Origin of the sequence: Paraburkholderia sp. J41 (genome assembly GCF_905220235.1) — a bacterium.
Classification (GTDB): domain Bacteria; phylum Pseudomonadota; class Gammaproteobacteria; order Burkholderiales; family Burkholderiaceae; genus Paraburkholderia.
Genome location: NZ_CAJMZE010000009.1, coordinates 78,917 through 95,998, shown reverse-complemented (window position 1 = coordinate 95,998; position 17,082 = coordinate 78,917). Strand labels below are relative to the sequence as shown.

Sequence of the window (17,082 nt, the reverse complement as noted above, 5' to 3'; positions counted from 1 at the left end):
TCCCGCCCCATGGAAAGCACAACTCTCTCCCAGACGCCCGGCAGCCGGATTTCCCAATATCTCGCGCTCACCAAGCCCCGCGTCACGCAACTGGCCGTGTTTTGCGCCGTCATCGGCATGTTCCTGGCCGTGCCGGGCATGGTCCCGTGGAAGCAGCTCATCGGCGGCACGGTCGGCATCTGGCTGACGGCCGGCGCGGCCTTCGCGATCAACTGCCTCGTCGAGCAGAAAGTGGACGCGCGCATGCGCCGCACCGCCTGGCGCCCCTCGGCGCGCGGCGAAATCACGAGCCGCCAGATCCTGCTGTTCTCGGCCGTGATCGGCGGCCTGGGCATGTGGGTGCTCTACACGTTCACAAACCCGCTCACGATGTGGCTCACCGTCGCCACGTTCATCGGCTACGCGATCATCTACACGCTGCTGCTCAAGCCGGCCACGCCGCAGAACATCGTGATCGGCGGCGCTTCGGGCGCCATGCCGCCGGCGCTCGGCTGGGCGGCCGTCACGGGGCACGTGCCCGGCGACGCGTGGATTCTCGTGCTGATCATCTTCGTATGGACGCCGCCGCATTTCTGGGCGCTCGCGCTGTATCGCCGCAAGGACTACGAGGCTGCCGGCCTGCCGATGCTGCCCAACACGCACGGCGAGAAGTACACGCGCCTGCACATCCTGCTCTACACGGTCATTCTGTTCTGCGTCACGCTGATGCCGTACATCTCGGGCATGAGCGGGCTGCTTTACCTTGCCGCCGCCGTGCTGCTGGGCGCCGTGTTTCTCGCCTACGCGTGGAAGATCTACCTCGAATATTCCGACGCGCTCGCACGCAAGACCTTCCGTTACTCGATCGTTTATCTGTCGATCCTGTTCGTCGCGCTGCTCGTGGACCATTACGTGCATGCGATCATCGCCGCGTAACGCCATGGCCGCTCGCTCGCTTGCGCTCATGGCGCGTATTGCCGCGCATTTTGCTTCGCGCGCGGCTTCGCGTTTTTCTCGTCATGCGCGCGCCGCGTTCGTTTCGCTGATGGCGCTGCTCGCCGTGAGCGGCGCGCTCGCGCTGCAAGGCTGCGGCCAGCAGCCGCCGTCGTTCTCGAATCTCGACATCACCGGCAACACGCAGTTCGGCAAGGACTTCGCGCTGCCCGACACCAACGGCAAGACGCGCACGCTCGCCGACTTCAAGGACAAGGTCGTCGTCCTGTTCTTCGGCTACACGCATTGCCCCGACGTTTGCCCGACCACGATGGCCGAGCTTTCGCAGGCGCTCGAGCAAATCGGCCCCGAAAACGCGAAACGCGTGCAGGTGCTGTTCGTGACCGTCGACCCCGACCGCGACAGCGCGCAGATCCTGAGCCAGTACGTCGCGGCGTTCAACCCCAGCTTCCTCGCGCTGCGCCCCGCCAACGAGGCGCAACTCAAGCAGGTGACGAAGGACTTCCGTGTCTACTACGCGAAGGTGCCCGGCACGTCGCCCGACAACTACACGATGGATCACACGGCGGCCAGCTACGTGTTCGACCCGAGCGGCAAGCTGCGCCTGTTCGCGCGCGACGGGCAGGGCGTGACGCCGTGGGTCCACGATCTCAAGATCCTGCTCGGCGTGAATTCCTGAGCGCGCCTTCTGGCGTCAGCGCAAAAGCGCGCCCGCGAGGCGCGCTTTTTTACGTCCGCACGGCATACCAGTATGCGATTTCATTATTTCCAGGCGCCGCCGTCATATGAGACGATTTATACCGTCCGGCAGACGGCACACGATGCCATCGCCCCGGCGCAACAACAAACACACGTTGGAACACCACCTCCATGCAGCGCAGAAATCTGATTAAAGCTCTCCTCGCCGGCTTCGCGGCCACCACGCTCGCGGCCAGCTTCGGCGCCCGCGCCGACGACCAGGTCATCAAGGTCGGCACCGTTTCCGGCCCCGACGCGCAAGTCTGGGCCGTGGTCCAGAAGGTCGCGAAGCGCGAAGGCCTGAACGTCAAGGTCATCGAATTCAACGACTACGTGCAGCCGAACGCCGCGCTCGACGCCGGCGACCTCGACGCCAACAGCTTCCAGCACCAGCCGTATCTCGATAGCCAGATCAAGCAGCGCGGCTACAAGATCCAGAGCGTGGGCCTCACCTACATCTCGCCGATCGGCGTGTATTCGAAGAAGCTCAAGTCGGTGAACGATCTGGCGCAAGGCGCGAAGGTCGCGGTGCCGAACGATCCGTCGAACGAAAACCGCGCGTTCCTGCTGCTGCAATCGAAGGGCGTGATCAAGCTGCGCGCGGGCGCGGGCACGAACGGCAGCAACGCCACGCCGCTCGACGTCGCCGAAAACCCGAAGAAGATCAAGTTCGTCGAACTCGACGCCGCCCAACTGCCGCGCTCGCTCGCCGACGTGGACGCCGCCGTCATCAACACGAACTACGCGCTCGCCGCCGGGTTGCAGCCGACCAAGGACGCCATCGCGCTGGAGGACATCCGCAGCCCTTACGCGAACGTGATCGCCGTGCGCACGCAGGACAAGGACAAGCCGTGGGTCAAGAAGCTGGTGGCCGCCTACCAGTCGGAGGACGTGCGCCAGTTCATCAAGAGCCAGTTCAAGGGCTCGATGGTGCCGTCGTTCTAAGCGACGCGCGCCCAAGACAGGCCGTAGACGACAACGCCGTGGCGCAAGCCGCGGCGTTTTTTTATGGTTTTTTCCTACGCGCGCGCAAGTTTCCGATGGCTTTGTGGGAAAACGTCGAATTCGCGGCTTTTGGCGCGGGACTTTGACGGCGCGCAATTGAGACGTTAGGGAGGCCGCGCGCCCGCGCGTTATTCTGCCCATTCGGTTTGATGCGCTGGTCTTATGCCGGTCCTACGGTGGTCCTGCCGTGTACGGCCATAAGCCCATTTGGGGAGCCCACTTTCGGCCTGTTCGAGGCGCCGGCAGTGCTTTCCAGGGTAAATCCCGATGCCGGATTCCCCGCCCGCGGCGCTTTATTTTTACGAGCAACTCGCTGATTTATCGACTATTTTTCTAAGTGCAGATCGCGGCAAGCCGCAGGTTGACTGGTCTTATTGTGGTTATATAATGGGCTCGCTTTTGAACCGGACCGGCAACCACCGGCCCGGAATCATCGGATGAACGCGCGCTGCACGCACGGCACGCCGTCCGGCCCCCCACGATCGTCCAACCGCTGGCGCTGACTCCATGGAAACCCGTTGGTCTGCCCTGATGCCCGATGCGCGCAACGTGACGCCGCTCTACTTGCAGCTGGCGCGCAACCTTGCCACGGCCATTCACTGCGGCGTGTGGTCGGCCGGCGAGGCGCTGCCTTCCGAGCGCACACTTTCGGACGCCATCGGCGTGTCGCGCATCACGGCGCGCAAGGCGATCGAACTGCTCGTCGAACAAGGCCTGATCCGGCGGGCGCGCGGCGCGGGCAGCTTCATCACGCCGCGCGTGGAAGATCCGCTCTCGCGGCTCACCGGCTTCACGAAGAAGATGGAGCAGCGCGGTTTCACGCCCGACTCGGTGTGGCTCGAGCGCGAAGTGCGCCCCGCGCGCCGCGAGGAAATCGTGCAACTCGGCCTTTCGCCGGGCGCCTCGGTCGCGAGCCTGCGCCGCCTGCGCCGCGCCGACGGCACCGTGATGGCGGTCGAGCATTCGGCGCTGCCCGTGTCGATCGTGCCGGAACCGGGCGCCATCGACGGGTCGCTGTATGCGTATCTCGAACAGCATCGCGTGCCCGTGGTGCGCGCCTTGCAGCATTTTCGCGCCGTCAACGCGACGGGCGAGATCGCTTCGCTGATGGGCGTCGAGCCGCGCGCGGCGCTGCTCGTGATCACGCGCGTGGGGTTTTCCGCCGATCAGCGCGCCATCGAGCTGACCGACACCTATTGCCGCGACGGTTATTACGACTTCGTCGCGGAGCTGCGCCAGTGAGCGCGGGAACGCAATTGACTCAGATCTCTCTCACGCACGTTACCGAAACGTCTTACTGCGCCAAGCGCATTACGGGAAATATCTCATGCTGAGCGGAAACATTCTCACCCCTGACGGCTGGATTCACGGCACGCTGTCGTTCGAGAACGGTCGCATCACGTCGATCGAGGGCGAGGCCGCCGATCCGGCGAAGAACGACGCGCCGTACCTTATTCCCGGCTTCATCGACCTGCACGTTCACGGCGGCGGCGGCGCCGACGTGATGGAAGCGGGCGACGCCATCGAGACCATCGCGCGCACGCACGCGCGCTACGGCACCACGAGCCTGCTCGCCACCACCATGACCGCGCCGCGCGACGAACTGATGCACGTGGTCGAAGGTCTCGGCGGCGTGGCGCGCAACCGCACGCCGGGCGGCGCGCGCGTGCTGGGCGTGCATCTCGAGGGGCCGTACATCAATCCGGGCAAGCTCGGCGCGCAGCCCGACGCGGCCGTCTCCGCGGTGCTCGACGAAGTGCTCAAGTACCTGTCGATCGCGCCCATTCGCGTAGTGACCGTGGCGCCCGAAATCGCGGGCCATATCGAGATCATCGGCGAAATGGCGGCGCGCGGCGTGCGCGTGCAGATCGGCCACACGCTCGCGACCTACGACGACGCCGTGACCGCGCTCAAGCACGGCGCGTGCGGCTTCACGCACCTCTTCAACGCGATGTCGCCGCTGCATCATCGCAATCCCGGCGTGGTCGGCGCGGCGCTCGCGCATGCCGAATACGCCGAAATCATTCCCGACCTGCTGCACGTGCATCCGGGCGCGATCCGCGCCGCGCTGCGCGCGATTCCGCGCCTCTACGTGGTCACGGACAGCACGTCGGCCACCGGCATGCCCGACGGCGAGTACCGCCTCGGCAGCCAGCACGTGACCAAGTGCCTCGGCGGCGTGCGCCTCGCCGACGGCACGCTCGCGGGCAGCACGCTCACCATGGACCAGGCGCTGCGCAATCTCGTCTCGCTCGGCTTGCCGATCGCGGACGTTTCCGCGCGCCTGTCGCGCTACGCGGCCGACTATCTGGGCATCGAAGACCGGGGCCGCCTCGCGCGCGGCGCGTGGGCCGATGTCAACGTGTTCGACCGCGATCTGGCGCTTACCGCGACCTACGTCGAAGGAGAATCGATTGTCGAATATGCTTAACGAAGCGCTGGCCTCGTCCAGCGTCGTCGCCGCGCAACTCGCGGACACCTCGCGCGTCGAGGCGCTCGCGCAGGCGCTGCAAGCCGAGCCGCGCCACGTCGCGCTGACCGTCGCGCGCGGCAGCTCGGACCACGCCGCGAGTTATTTCGCAGCACTAACCATGAGCCGCGTCGGCGTGCCGGTGGCTTCGCTGCCGATGTCGATCGCCACGCTCCAGCAGGCGCCGTTACGCGTGCGCGGCCAGTTCGCCCTCGCTTTCTCCCAATCGGGCAGGAGTCCTGATCTCGTCGAGACGATCAAGGCGCTGCGCGAGGCGGGCGCGCTCACGGCCGCGATGGTCAACGTGGCGAATTCGCCGCTGGCCGAGGCCGCCGGCACCGAACTGCCGCTCGTCGCCGGTCCCGAACTCAGCGTGGCCGCCACCAAAAGCTATATCGCGATGCTCGCGATGTCGGCGCAGCTCGTCGCGCTCTGGCAGCGCGACGCCAGGCTGCTCGACGCCGTGCGCGCGCTGCCCGAGGCGCTCGAAGCGGCGGGCAAGCTCGACTGGTCGAAAGCCGTCGGCGAACTGCGCGACGTCAAGCAGATGATCGTGATCGGCCGCGGCGCGGGCCTCGCCATCGCGCAGGAAGCCGCGCTCAAGCTCAAGGAAACCTCGGGCATCCAGGCCGAGGCGTTTTCGAGCGCCGAAGTGCGTCACGGCCCGATGGAGCTGATCGGCCGCGACTATCCGCTGCTCGTATTCGCGCCGCGCGGGCCGGAGCAGGCGGGTCTCGTCGATCTCGCGCGCGACATGAAGCAGCGCGGCGCGCGCGTGCTGCTCGCCGCGCCGGCCGATATCGCCGCCGACGTCGCCGACGTGACGCTGCCGCTGGCCGCCACCGCCGACACGGCGCTCGACCCGATCGCGGCGATTCTTTCGTTCTACGTCATGGCCGCGAGTTTGGCCGCCGCGCGCGGCCGTAACCCCGACGAGCCGCGCTACCTGAACAAAGTCACCGAAACCCACTAGATTGGAAAGCAGATGGAACGCATCGTGGAGTCCCGCCTGATGGAACCGCTCAAGCCCGCAGAGGCTCGCGTCGCGCTGGTTTCGCCGTTCACCGGGCCGGTCGTGCCGCTCGCGTCGGTGCCCGATCCCGTGTTTGCCGGAGGCATGTTCGGCGACGGCATCGGCGTCGATCCGCTCGTCGGCAAGCTCGTGGCGCCGTGCGATGGCATCGTCATGCATCTCGCACGCACGGGTCACGCCGTGACGCTGCAAACGGCCGAAGGCGCGCAAGTGCTCGTACACGTCGGCATCGACACCGTCGAACTCAACGGCGAAGGCTTCACGGCCAGGGTCGCGCAAGGCGCGCAGGTGCGCCGCGGCGACACGCTGATCGAATTCGATCTCGACGTCGTGGCGTGCCGCGCGCCCAGTCTCGTCTCGGTCGTGGCGATCGCCAATTCCGACGCGTTCGAAGTGATCGAGCGCGCGGGCGCGGGTCATGTGGAAGCGGGCGCGAGCACGCTGCTCGTGCTGCGCCCGCGCGACGGCGTCGTGCCCGGCGCGATTCCCGAGCACGAATTCGTCGCCAACGAAGTGCGCCGCACGATCACGCTCGCGCATGCGGGCGGTCTGCACGCACGGCCCGCCGCGCGGGCGCGCGAAGCCGTGCGCGGCATCGACGCGCGCGTCGAGGTGCGCTACGGCGAGCGCAAGGCGGCCATCGAAAGCGTGGTCGGTTTGCTCGGCCTTGGCGCGGGCGAGGGCGCGACCATCGAACTCGTCGGCATCGGCAGGGAAGCCGAACGCGCCGTGAACGCCGTCGCGAACGAACTGCTGCGCGAAGCGGCGGGCGAAGCGCACGAAGCGCCGGCGCGCACGCAATCGCCGGCGCCTGCATCGGCATCGGCGGCATCGGCGGCATCGGTCGCGGCTGCGACTGCGGCTGCGGCCGAAACGGGCGTGCTCGCGGGAGTGTGCGCGGCGCCGGGCGTGGCGGTGGGCACGCTGGTGCGCTGGGACGAAGCCGAGCTGACGCCGGCGGAGGCCGCGAGCGGCACGCCGGCTGCGGAAAGCCGCGCGCTCGACCGCGCGCTTGCCGCCATCGACGCGGAACTCGATCACAGCGTGCGCACTGCCTCGCAACGCGGCGCGATCGGCGAGGCGGGCATCTTCACGATGCACCGCGTGCTGCTCGAAGATCCCGCGCTGGTGGACGCGGCGCGCGACGCGATCAGCCTTGGCAAGAGCGCCGGTTTCGCGTGGCGCGAGGCGATTCGCGCGCAGATCGCCGTGCTCGGCAAGGTCGACGATCCGCTGCTCGCGGAACGCGCCGCCGACCTGCGCGATCTGGAAAAGCGCGTGCTGCGCGCGCTCGGTTTGTCGAACACGGCCGCGCGCGTGCTGCCCGACGAAGCCGTGCTCGCCGCCGACGAATTCACGCCGTCCGACCTCGCCTCGCTCGATCGCTCGCGCGTGACGGCGCTCGTGATGGCGCGCGGCGGCGCGACCTCGCACGCGGCGATCATCGCGCGCCAGGCCGGCATTCCGGCGCTGGTCGCGCTGGGCGACGCGCTCAAGTCGGTGGCCGAAGGCACCCAGGTCGTCGTGGACGCGGGCGCGGGCCGTTTCGCCTATGCGCCGAGCGCGCAGGACATCGAACGCGCGCGCAGCGAAAAACTGCGTCTCGCGGGCCTGCGCGAAGCGAACCGCCGCAGCTCGCACGAAACGGCATCCACGCGCGACGGCCGTACCGTCGAAATCGCGGCCAACATCGCGACGCTCGACGACGCCGTGACGGCCGTGGAAAACGGCGCCGACGCCGTGGGCCTCCTGCGCACCGAACTCATGTTCATCCATCGCCAGGCCGCGCCGAACGTGGACGAGCATCGCCAGAGCTATCAGGCGATCGTCGACGCGCTCAAGGGGCGCACGGCGATCATCCGCACGCTCGACGTGGGCGCCGACAAGGAAGTCGATTATCTGACGCTGCCGCCCGAACCGAACCCGGCGCTGGGACTGCGCGGCATCCGGCTCGCGCAGGTGCGCCCCGATCTGCTCGACGATCAGTTGCGCGGCCTGCTCGCCGTGCAGCCCACCGGCAAGGTGCGCATTCTGTTGCCGATGGTGACGGACGTGGGCGAACTCGTGCGTCTGCGCGAGCGCATCGACCTGTTCGCGCGCGAGGCGGGCCGCACCGAGCGCATCGAAGTGGGCGTGATGATCGAAGTGCCGTCCGCGGCGCTGCTGGCCGATCAGCTCGCGCGCCACGCCGATTTCCTCTCGATCGGCACCAACGATCTCACGCAGTACACGCTTGCGATGGACCGCTGCCAGCCCGATCTCGCGGCGCAGGCCGACGGGCTGCATCCGGCCGTGCTGCGCCTCGTCGCGGCGGCGGTCGAAGGCGCGAACCAGCACGGCAAGTGGGTGGGCGTGTGCGGCGCGCTCGCGGGCGATCCGCTCGCGGTGCCGCTGCTCGTGGGTCTGGGCGTGAGCGAACTCTCGGTCGATCCGGTTTCCGTGCCGTCGATCAAGGCACGCGTGCGCAAGCTCGATTACAACGAATGCCGCGCGCGCGCGCAGAACGCACTCGCGCTGGAATCGGCGCAAGCGGTGCGCATGGCGAGCGCCGCGACCTGGCCGCTCGATTGAGGCCGCGCCCGTAAGCGCGCGTCGCTGTTCGGCAATCCTTAACAACGCAGTCAACGATTTTCACCGCAAGCCCGCGCGCGCAGCGATCGCGCGCGGGATTCCTCACCACCGCAATACGTCTACACGTAAGCAAGAGACAGGGACTGGAGGCAGTTCGATGGATGGCAATCCGTTTCTCAAGATTCAAAGCCTCGGCCGCGCGCTGATGCTACCGATTGCAGTGCTGCCGGTCGCCGGCCTGCTGCTGCGCTTCGGCCAGAGCGACATGCTCAACATCAAGATCATCGCCGACGCGGGCGGCGCGATCTTCGACAATCTGCCGCTCCTGTTCGCGATCGGCATTGCCGTGGGTTTCGCGAAGGACAACAACGGCGTGGCGGCGCTGGCGGGCGCGCTCGGCTATCTGGTCGAAACCGCCGTGATGAAGGACATCAACGACAAGCTCAACATGGGCGTGCTGTCGGGCGTGGTGGCCGGTCTCGTGGCGGGCATGCTGTACAACCGCTTCAAGGACATCAAGCTGCCCGAGTTCCTCGCGTTCTTCGGCGGCAAGCGCTTCGTGCCGATCATCACGGGGCTCGTGTGCGTGGTGCTGGGCGTGGTGTTCGGCTACGCATGGGGACCGGTGCAGGGCGTGATCGACACGGCGGGCCACTGGCTCACCACGGCGGGCGCGATCGGCACCTTCGTGTACGGGCTGCTCAACCGCCTGCTGCTCGTCACGGGCCTGCATCACATCCTCAACTCGCTCGTGTGGTTCGTGTTCGGTACGTTCACGCCGGCGGGCGGCGCGGCCGTGACCGGCGACCTGCACCGCTTCTTCGCGGGCGACCCCACGGCGGGCGGCTTCATGGCCGGCTTCTTCCCGGTGATGATGTTCGGCCTCCCGGCCGCGTGTCTCGCCATGCTTCACGAAGCGCCGAAGGAAAAGCGCGCGATGGTGGCGGGCCTGCTGATGTCGATGGCGCTCACCTCGTTCCTCACGGGCGTGACCGAGCCGATCGAATTCACGTTCATGTTCCTCGCGCCGGTGCTCTACGCGATCCACGCGGTGCTCACGGGCCTTTCGCTCGCGATCTGCTCGCTGCTCGGCATCAAGCTCGGCTTTACGTTCTCGGCGGGTTTCATCGACTACGTGCTGAACTACGGCCTCTCGACGCACGGCTGGGAAGCGATCCCGCTCGGCGTGGCGTACGCGATCGTGTACTACGCGCTGTTCCGCTTCTTCATCCGCCGCTTCAACCTGCCGACGCCGGGCCGCGAAGTCGCGACCGGCGACGCGGCGGCCGATGCGCCGGTCCCCGACCTGGCGACGGCAGCGGCGGGCGGCTCGGCCACGCGTGCTTCGCGTTACATCGAAGCGCTCGGCGGCGCGGCCAACCTCAAGGTGGTCGACGCCTGCACGACGCGCCTGCGTCTGAGCGTGGCCGATCCGGCTCGCGTCTCGGAGCCTGCGCTCAAGGCGAACGGCGCGCGCGGCGTGCTCAAGCGCGGCGGTGAAAGCGTGCAGGTCATCATCGGGCCGGAGGCCGACATCATCGCCGACGAAATTCGCGGCGAGATCGCACGCGGCGTGGGCGCGACGGCGGTGAAGGCCGCGCCGGCGGTGGAACTCGCGGCGCGGGCCGAACGGCTGGAACGCGTCGAGCAGGCGGCGCAAGCGAGCGCCGCGCCGGCAGCGGGTCCGCTCGATCCGAATCCGTCGCGCTGGATCGCGGTGCTCGGCGGCGCGTCGAATATCGTCTCGCTCGACGTCGTGGCGGCCACGCGCTTGCGCGTGGTGGTGCGCAACGCGTCGGCGGTCGATCGCGCGGCGCTCGGCGCGCTCGACACGGTGTGGGTGACGACGGACACGCTGCATATCGTCGTCGGCGAGTCGGCGCAGCGCTACGCGCGCGAGCTCGCGCTTCAGCCGGCCTGACGAACGCGCCGGCTCGGCAATGAAAAACGCCGCGGCGCAAACCGCGGCGTTTTTCTTTTGGGGAGCGCCAAAAGAAAAACCCCGTTCCGGGGAACGGGGTTTTGCGGTGCTTCCGCGGTGCTGCCGGTTACGCGGTGCTCCGGTTACGCGGCGCGCGAAATTACGCGTAGTCGGCGAGCGCGGTGCGCATCTTCTTCATCGCGCTTGCCTCGATCTGGCGAATACGCTCCGCCGACACGCCGAACTCGTCGGCCAGCTCGTGCAGCGTGGAACCGCCCGATCCGTCGTCGGCGACGTTCAGCCAGCGTGCCTCGATGATGCGGCGGCTGCGCGCGTCGAGCGATTCCAGCGCGCTCGCGATGCCGTCCGTTTGCAGACGGTCGTGGGCTTGCGCGGCCAGCACGGCGCTCGGCTCGCTATGCGAGTCGGCGAGCCAGGCGATGGGCGCGAACGATTCCTCGCCGTCGTCGGTCTGGCTTTCGAGCGCGATGTCGGCGCCGGACAGACGCGTTTCCATCTCCACGACTTCCTCGCGCTTCACATTCAGTTCCTGCGCCAGGCCTTCGATTTCCTCGGGCGTGAACGATTGCAGGCCCTGCTTGTGGCTGCGCAGGTTGAAGAACAGCTTGCGCTGCGCCTTGGTCGTGGCGACCTTCACCATGCGCCAGTTGCGCAGGATGTATTCGTGAATCTCGGCCTTGATCCAGTGCATGGCGTACGACACCAGACGCACGTTTTGCGTCGGGTCGAAGCGCTTCACGGCCTTCATCAGGCCGATGTTGCCTTCCTGGATCAGGTCGGCGTGCGGCAAGCCGTAGCCGAGGTAATTACGCGCGATCGACACCACGAGGCGCAGGTGCGAAAGCACCATGCGGCGCGCGGACTCGAGGTTGTTTTGCTCGCGAAACTCGGTCGCGAACTGGCGCTCCTCTTGCGGCGTCAACATCGGGATCCGGTTCACGGCCTGAATGTAGGCGTCGATGTTGCCCAGTTGACCGGGCAGCAGTGAGGCATTCGCGAGCGCCAGTGCACCCGAACCCCCGGCCTTGGCCGACGACGGGCTCAGCGTACTGGGAAGGGTCATGGTCATTGCGTTGCTCACGTAGCGAACTCCTTGGGAAATCTTGCAAAAGTCGGACTGCGACTCCACGGTGATGTTAGCACTCTGAAACACTGAGTGCTAATACTTGGAGCCTGTAGGGGCTTGAGAGTTCCGTTATCGCTATCGAAATAGTTGTTTCGATAGGTTTCAGCGAATCTGTCGGAGACAGACGGGGCGGGGCTTTGCGCCCGGCGACGATTGCGAACGGCGGCGAGCCGAAGAATGACTCTAGTTTCCCGATGCAAGGAGTTCGACTGGAAAAAGGGCGATATCGCTAAGAATGTCGAGCGCGAATCCGCTTGCGCACGATTATTAATCGACATCAAAAAGCAAACGACGTGCGGCACTGCGACACCTCGCCGCGCCGTCTCGATGACACGTCGCGGCCAAGCCCTTCCTATATAGGGACGACACTTTTGATCGCAAGTATCTTTGCGCCAAATCCTGGTATAAATTGCAGCCAGACGCAGGCGGGAAAACTTCGGCGCGAGTCTGCCCAGCAGGCGCCGCGCGCAAGGGGCGCGATCAATGGCGGCAAAGACGATCGAAGCAATTCGCGGACTGGAGCGGGAGCGGTTTCGCGCGATGGTGGACGGCGACGGCAGTTCGCTCGAACAACTGCTGTCCGATCAGGCCACCTTCGTGCATACGAACGGCAAGCGCGAAACCCGGCAGCAGTTTATCGACGCGATCACGGCGGGGCGCCGCCGCTATCGTCAGATCGAGATCCAGTCGCAGGACGTGCTGCTCGTGGGCAGCGAAACCTGCATCGTCTCGGGCCGCGTGCTGATCGAAATGGAAGCGAACAGCGGCGCGCTGCTTTTCCCCATCGCCTATACGTCGATCCAGACGCAGGAAGATGGCCGCTGGCGGCTCGTGGCATGGCAGGCAACGCGTTGCGCGATCGAATGACGACCGGTAGGTCCATCCGCCAAAACGCCTTCTGGACGTTTCAGGCGCACGCCGGCGGCGGGTTGCCGCCGGCGCTCAACGCTGCTCATGCTTTCCCGATCATTCGAGCCGCTAGTTCCGGTCAGGCCGCCTCGCGGCGATCCACCGGCGCCCACGCCGCGCGGTTCACGGCGCTCACCACGGCGGCAATGCAAGCCTCAGCCGCATCGTCGGCCACGCCCACGCCGTGACGCAGCGGCTGGCCGCCCACGCGCGCGCCGACAAACACGGCGGTGCCGCCCTGCGTGGTGCGTTCCGTTTCGAACGACGTGATTTCGATGCGCTCGCCCGCCGCCGTCGCCACCGCCTCGGCCACGGCTTTCACGTAGGTTTCGTCGACATGGGCCGAAGCGGCCAGGGCGATCTCGCGATTTTTCCAGCGCACGCGTCCCGCGCCGGCCACGGCCGCCGGGCCGCTCGTCCCGAAATACTCGCGTTCGAACAAGGCGCAGATCGCCTCGCCCGTGATTTCCTCGCCCGACGTGTCGGCCACGGCTTGCACGGCGTGGCTGAACTCGATCTGCACGCGGCGCGGGGGCGTGAAGCCCATGCCGCGTTCGAGCAGATACGTCGCGCCGCCCTTGCCGGACTGGCTGTTCACGCGAATTACCGCGTCGTAGCTGCGACCGAGATCGGCGGGGTCGATCGGCAAATAGGGCACTTCCCAGACGGCGTCGGGCTGCTGCTGCGCGAAGCCCTTGCGGATCGCGTCCTGATGCGAGCCGGAGAACGCCGTGAACACGAGATCGCCCGCGTACGGATGGCGCGGATGCACGGGCAACTGGTTGCAGCGCTCGACCACGCGGCGCACCGCGTCGATATCGGAAAAATCGAGGCCGGGGTCGATGCCCTGCGTGTAGAGATTCATCGCGAGCGTGACGAGATCGACGTTGCCGGTGCGCTCGCCGTTGCCGAACAGGCAGCCTTCGATGCGGTCCGCGCCCGCGAGCAGCGCCATTTCGGCGGCGGCCACGGCGGTGCCGCGATCGTTGTGCGGATGCACGGAGAGCACGATGCTGTCGCGATACGCGAGATTGCGGTCCATCCACTCGATCTGGTCGGCGAACACGTTGGGCATCGCGGCTTCGACCGTCGCGGGCAGATTCACAATCATTTTGTGATCGCGCGTCGGGCGCCACGTTTGCGCGACCGCGTCGCACACCTCGCGCGCGAACGTGAGTTCGGTCATGCTGAACGTTTCGGGAGAATACTGGTAGATCCAGTGCGTTTGCGGCCGGTTATCGGCATGTTCGCGAATCATGCGCGTGCCGTTCACGGCCAGCGCCTTCACCTCGTCCTTCGACAAACCGAATACGACCTTGCGGAACGACGGACAGATCGCGTTGTAGAGATGCACGATCGCGCGGGGCGCGCCTTCGAGCGCTTCGAACGTGCGCGCGATCAAATCCTCGCGCGACTGCACGAGCACCTCGATGGTCACGTCGTCGGGAATGCGTTTTTCGTCGATCAGCTTGCGCACGAAATCGAAGTCGGTCTGCGAAGCGGACGGAAAGCCGACTTCGATTTCCTTGAAGCCGATCGACACGAGCATCTCGAAGAACTCGGTCTTTTGCTCGATGCTCATCGGCTCGATCAGCGACTGGTTGCCGTCGCGCAGGTCGGTGCTCATCCAGACGGGCGCCTGTTCGACGGTGCGTGTGGGCCAACGTCGGCCGTTCAGGCGGACGGCGGGAAAAGGGCGGTATTTTTCGGCGGGATTACGCAACATGACGAGCCTCGTTCTTCGTTGTGTCGTGTGCGGCGGCGGTCATCGGCGAGCGGCTGGCATGCTGACGACGGGGCACGATGCGAATCGCTTCGCGGCACGTTTCGCGCACCGCTTCGCGCGCCCCGGCGGCAACCTCGGGCGCGAAAACGGCGGCTGCGGCAACGGCGGTAACCGGCGCGGCGGAAGCGAACGTGAACGAAGCGAATGCAACGTGCATTTGGACCTCGCGACTCGTCCGAACGGTAGACGGACGAATGCAGACGACAAGTTGTAGGGTGCTGCTGGATTTGGGGTACTGCGAGAACTGCTGGGAGGACTGCCGGCCGGGGAGTGGCCGTGCAGCGCTACGCCTGGCTTACGCTAGACGTAGCGATAGGGCCGCTAGGCGGCCGAAGGTAATTCGGAGGGTGTTCGGGAAGGAACGCATTCGTCGAATGTATGCCAGGGCGGGCGAATGTGTCAACAACGAATTGGCCAACGCGCGGCGCGAAGATGCGCGAAGATGGCCGCGGATATCGCCGGAACGCGCGCGCCGTAAGGCGTCGCGGGTTTCGGCGTCGCGGCGGGTTGCATCTTTGTTAGTGCCTGGCGATACGCTTGATCGTCTCGATCTGGCGGGCGATGGCGTCGGGCACCGGCGCTTCGCCGCGCAGCACGGCGTCGATCCACGCGGCGGTGGTGGGCGCGTCGCGGCCTTCCGGCAGATCGACTTCGGGCGCGTCGGGCGACGATCGTTCCGGCGCGATCAACGTTTCGCACTGGCCGTCATGAAGCCAGTCGACCTGCACCTGGCGGCGCGTGTCGGCGACGGCTTCGCCTTCCGTGCCGCGCGCGAGCAGCGCGCCGCCCGCAGCAGCGTCGGGATGCGCCGCGAACAGCGCGCTCAAGCTCTCGCGATAGGGCGGGTGCGTGTAGTTCACGAGACGAAGGCCCGGCTCCGCGAACGGCTGGAGCAGCTTCACGAGCGTGTGCGTGGAATTGCGCACGCCCATGCGACGGCGCAGCGCGAGCAGGCGCGCGAGCTTGGGCGCCAGCGTTTCGATCGAGGCAAATGCCACCTGGTTGGCAGCGAGTTGCGCTTCGATGTCGGCGTGATCGCGTGCGATAGGCCGACTCAGTGCCGCGAAGATTTCGGCGCTCGTCACCCGGCCCGGATCGTTCACCACGCCATGTACCAGCGTCGGCACGCCTTCGCGCGCGAGCAACAGCGCGAGCAGGGGAACGAGATTCGGTTGCTTGCGCGCGCCGTTGTAGCTCGGAATCGACACGGGACGATACGCGCCGCGCGGCACGGCGAGCGGCGCGAACGATGCGTGTGCGGCGGCGAGCATCGCGGCGAGTTCCTCGGCGGTTTCGCCTTTCAGGCGGTAGGCCAGCAGCACGGCGCCCAGTTCGACATCGGCGACGCGGCCGTCGAGCATCGCGGCGTAAAGCGTGTGCGTGTCTTCGGCCGAGAGCGAGCGCGCGCCGTGCGGTCCGCGGCCGATTTCCTTGATGAAGCGGCCGCAGGCGAAGGTGTCGGTGGAATCGGCGGTGGTCATGTCGGCGAGTTCGTTCGGGCGGCGCGGCGGCCCGGAAGGGCGCGCTTGCGGCAGGTGTTGTGCGTGAATGCGGGGATGTCGGAAGTATCGCACGAGCGTGGCGGAGACCGGGATGCGCGGGAAGCATGCGGAACCCGCGTTCGCAGCGTGCGGTGCCCGTCGCGCACGCGCTCACGTGGGCGCCGTCGCATGCGCCGCCTCGCGCGTTACACTCGCGAGTGTTCGGGCCGGAATCCGGCCGTTTCCGCACGCGCCCGCTTTGCATTGCCGTCGGCTTCACATCGTCGGAGCGGCGTCATCGAATCGGCATCGTTACGCTGGCGTGCTTCGCGCACGCCTCGCTTCAAAAACGGAGAACTCCATGACTTACGTATTCGAACCGGCGCCGATCGCGTCGGTGCCGGTCGCCGGCGGCGACGCGCGCTTCCCGGTGCGCCGCATCTACTGCGTCGGCCGCAACTACGAGGCGCACGCGCGTGAAATGGGCCACGATCCGAACCGCGAACCGCCGTTTTTCTTCTCGAAGCCCGCCGACGCCGTACTTTACGTGCCGCCCGGCTCGACCGGCCAATTCGCGTATCCGGGCCATTCGAGCAACGTCCATTTCGAGATGGAACTCGTCGCGGCCATCGGCAAGGGCGGCAAGGACATTCCGGCGGCGAACGCGCTCGATCACGTGTATGGCTACGCGCTGGGGCTCGACATGACGCGCCGCGACCTGCAAGCCGAGGCCAAAAAGCTGGGCCGCCCCTGGGACACCGCGAAGGGCTTCGACCATTCGGCGCCCATCGGCCCGATTCATCCGGTTTCGAAAATCGGCCAGCTTTCGCAAGGCGCGATCTGGCTGAACGTGAACGGAGCGGAAAAGCAACGCTCGGATATTTCGCAGATGATCTGGCCCGTTGCCGACACGATCGCATTCCTTTCCGCGCTGTTCGAGTTGCAGGCGGGCGATCTCATTTTCACCGGCACACCCGAAGGCGTGGGCGCCGTGGTGAAGGGCGACGTAATGACGGGCGGCGTGGAAGGGATCGGCGAATTCGAAGTACGCGTGGTGTGACACGCGATGCAGCAGCCAGAGAAATCCG

General features: G+C 66.8%; 13 protein-coding genes. 10 read left to right on the top strand and 3 right to left on the bottom strand.

What is annotated here, in order from left to right; translation table 11 throughout:
- Window positions 1-9: 9 nt before the first annotated feature.
- The 8 genes from cyoE to nagE all read left to right on the top strand — a co-directional run bounded on the left by cyoE (window position 10) and on the right by nagE (window position 10,671).
- Window positions 10-915 (top strand): heme o synthase, encoded by a 906-nt coding sequence (cyoE, locus tag U5805_RS11760; RefSeq protein ID WP_322103647.1) that lies wholly within the window; start codon window positions 10-12, stop codon window positions 913-915.
- Between the two features lie 28 nt (window positions 916-943).
- A complete protein-coding gene (locus U5805_RS11755; RefSeq protein WP_415914580.1) occupies window positions 944-1,612 on the top strand; it encodes an SCO family protein in 669 nt (222 codons plus the stop codon).
- Between the two features lie 191 nt (window positions 1,613-1,803).
- Window positions 1,804-2,616, top strand: a complete 813-nt coding sequence (locus U5805_RS11750) for a MetQ/NlpA family ABC transporter substrate-binding protein (RefSeq protein WP_322103646.1) — start codon at window positions 1,804-1,806, stop codon at window positions 2,614-2,616.
- Between the two features lie 567 nt (window positions 2,617-3,183).
- Entirely contained in the window at window positions 3,184-3,918 is a 735-nt protein-coding gene (locus U5805_RS11745) for a GntR family transcriptional regulator (protein ID WP_322103645.1), read from the top strand.
- Between the two features lie 85 nt (window positions 3,919-4,003).
- Window positions 4,004-5,107, top strand: a complete 1,104-nt coding sequence (gene nagA, locus U5805_RS11740) for an N-acetylglucosamine-6-phosphate deacetylase (RefSeq protein ID WP_322103644.1) — start codon at window positions 4,004-4,006, stop codon at window positions 5,105-5,107.
- Window positions 5,100-6,119, top strand: a complete 1,020-nt coding sequence (locus U5805_RS11735; RefSeq protein WP_322103778.1) for an SIS domain-containing protein — start codon at window positions 5,100-5,102, stop codon at window positions 6,117-6,119. The genes nagA and U5805_RS11735 overlap by 8 nt, the downstream gene beginning before the upstream one ends.
- A 12-nt stretch (window positions 6,120-6,131) precedes the next feature.
- A complete protein-coding gene (gene ptsP, locus U5805_RS11730; RefSeq protein WP_415914577.1) occupies window positions 6,132-8,750 on the top strand; it encodes a phosphoenolpyruvate--protein phosphotransferase in 2,619 nt (872 codons plus the stop codon).
- A gap of 157 nt (window positions 8,751-8,907) precedes the next feature.
- A complete protein-coding gene (gene nagE / locus U5805_RS11725; protein WP_322103643.1) occupies window positions 8,908-10,671 on the top strand; it encodes an N-acetylglucosamine-specific PTS transporter subunit IIBC in 1,764 nt (587 codons plus the stop codon).
- A gap of 160 nt (window positions 10,672-10,831) precedes the next feature.
- On the opposite strand, the gene rpoH is transcribed toward nagE, so the two are convergent.
- Window positions 10,832-11,773 (bottom strand): RNA polymerase sigma factor RpoH, encoded by a 942-nt coding sequence (gene rpoH / locus U5805_RS11720; RefSeq protein ID WP_322103642.1) that lies wholly within the window; start codon window positions 11,771-11,773, stop codon window positions 10,832-10,834.
- A gap of 528 nt (window positions 11,774-12,301) precedes the next feature.
- On the opposite strand from rpoH, the gene U5805_RS11715 reads away from it, so the two are divergent.
- Window positions 12,302-12,685 carry a nuclear transport factor 2 family protein gene (locus tag U5805_RS11715; RefSeq protein ID WP_322103641.1) on the top strand — a complete coding sequence of 128 codons (384 nt, stop codon included), beginning with the start codon at window positions 12,302-12,304 and terminating at the stop codon, window positions 12,683-12,685.
- Between the two features lie 121 nt (window positions 12,686-12,806).
- Here the strand turns inward: U5805_RS11715 and leuA are convergent, their stop codons facing one another.
- Complete coding sequence (gene leuA / locus U5805_RS11710; protein ID WP_322103640.1) at window positions 12,807-14,453, bottom strand: 2-isopropylmalate synthase; 1,647 nt, start codon at window positions 14,451-14,453, stop codon at window positions 12,807-12,809.
- Window positions 14,454-15,031: 578 nt separating this feature from the next.
- A complete protein-coding gene (ybiB, locus tag U5805_RS11705; protein WP_322103639.1) occupies window positions 15,032-15,994 on the bottom strand; it encodes a DNA-binding protein YbiB in 963 nt (320 codons plus the stop codon).
- 361 nt (window positions 15,995-16,355) lie between these two features.
- Between ybiB and U5805_RS11700 the strand changes: the two genes are divergently transcribed.
- On the top strand, window positions 16,356-17,054 hold the full coding sequence (locus U5805_RS11700; protein WP_322103638.1) for a fumarylacetoacetate hydrolase family protein: 699 nt from the start codon (window positions 16,356-16,358) through the stop codon (window positions 17,052-17,054).
- The last annotated feature ends 28 nt before the right edge of the window (window positions 17,055-17,082 follow it).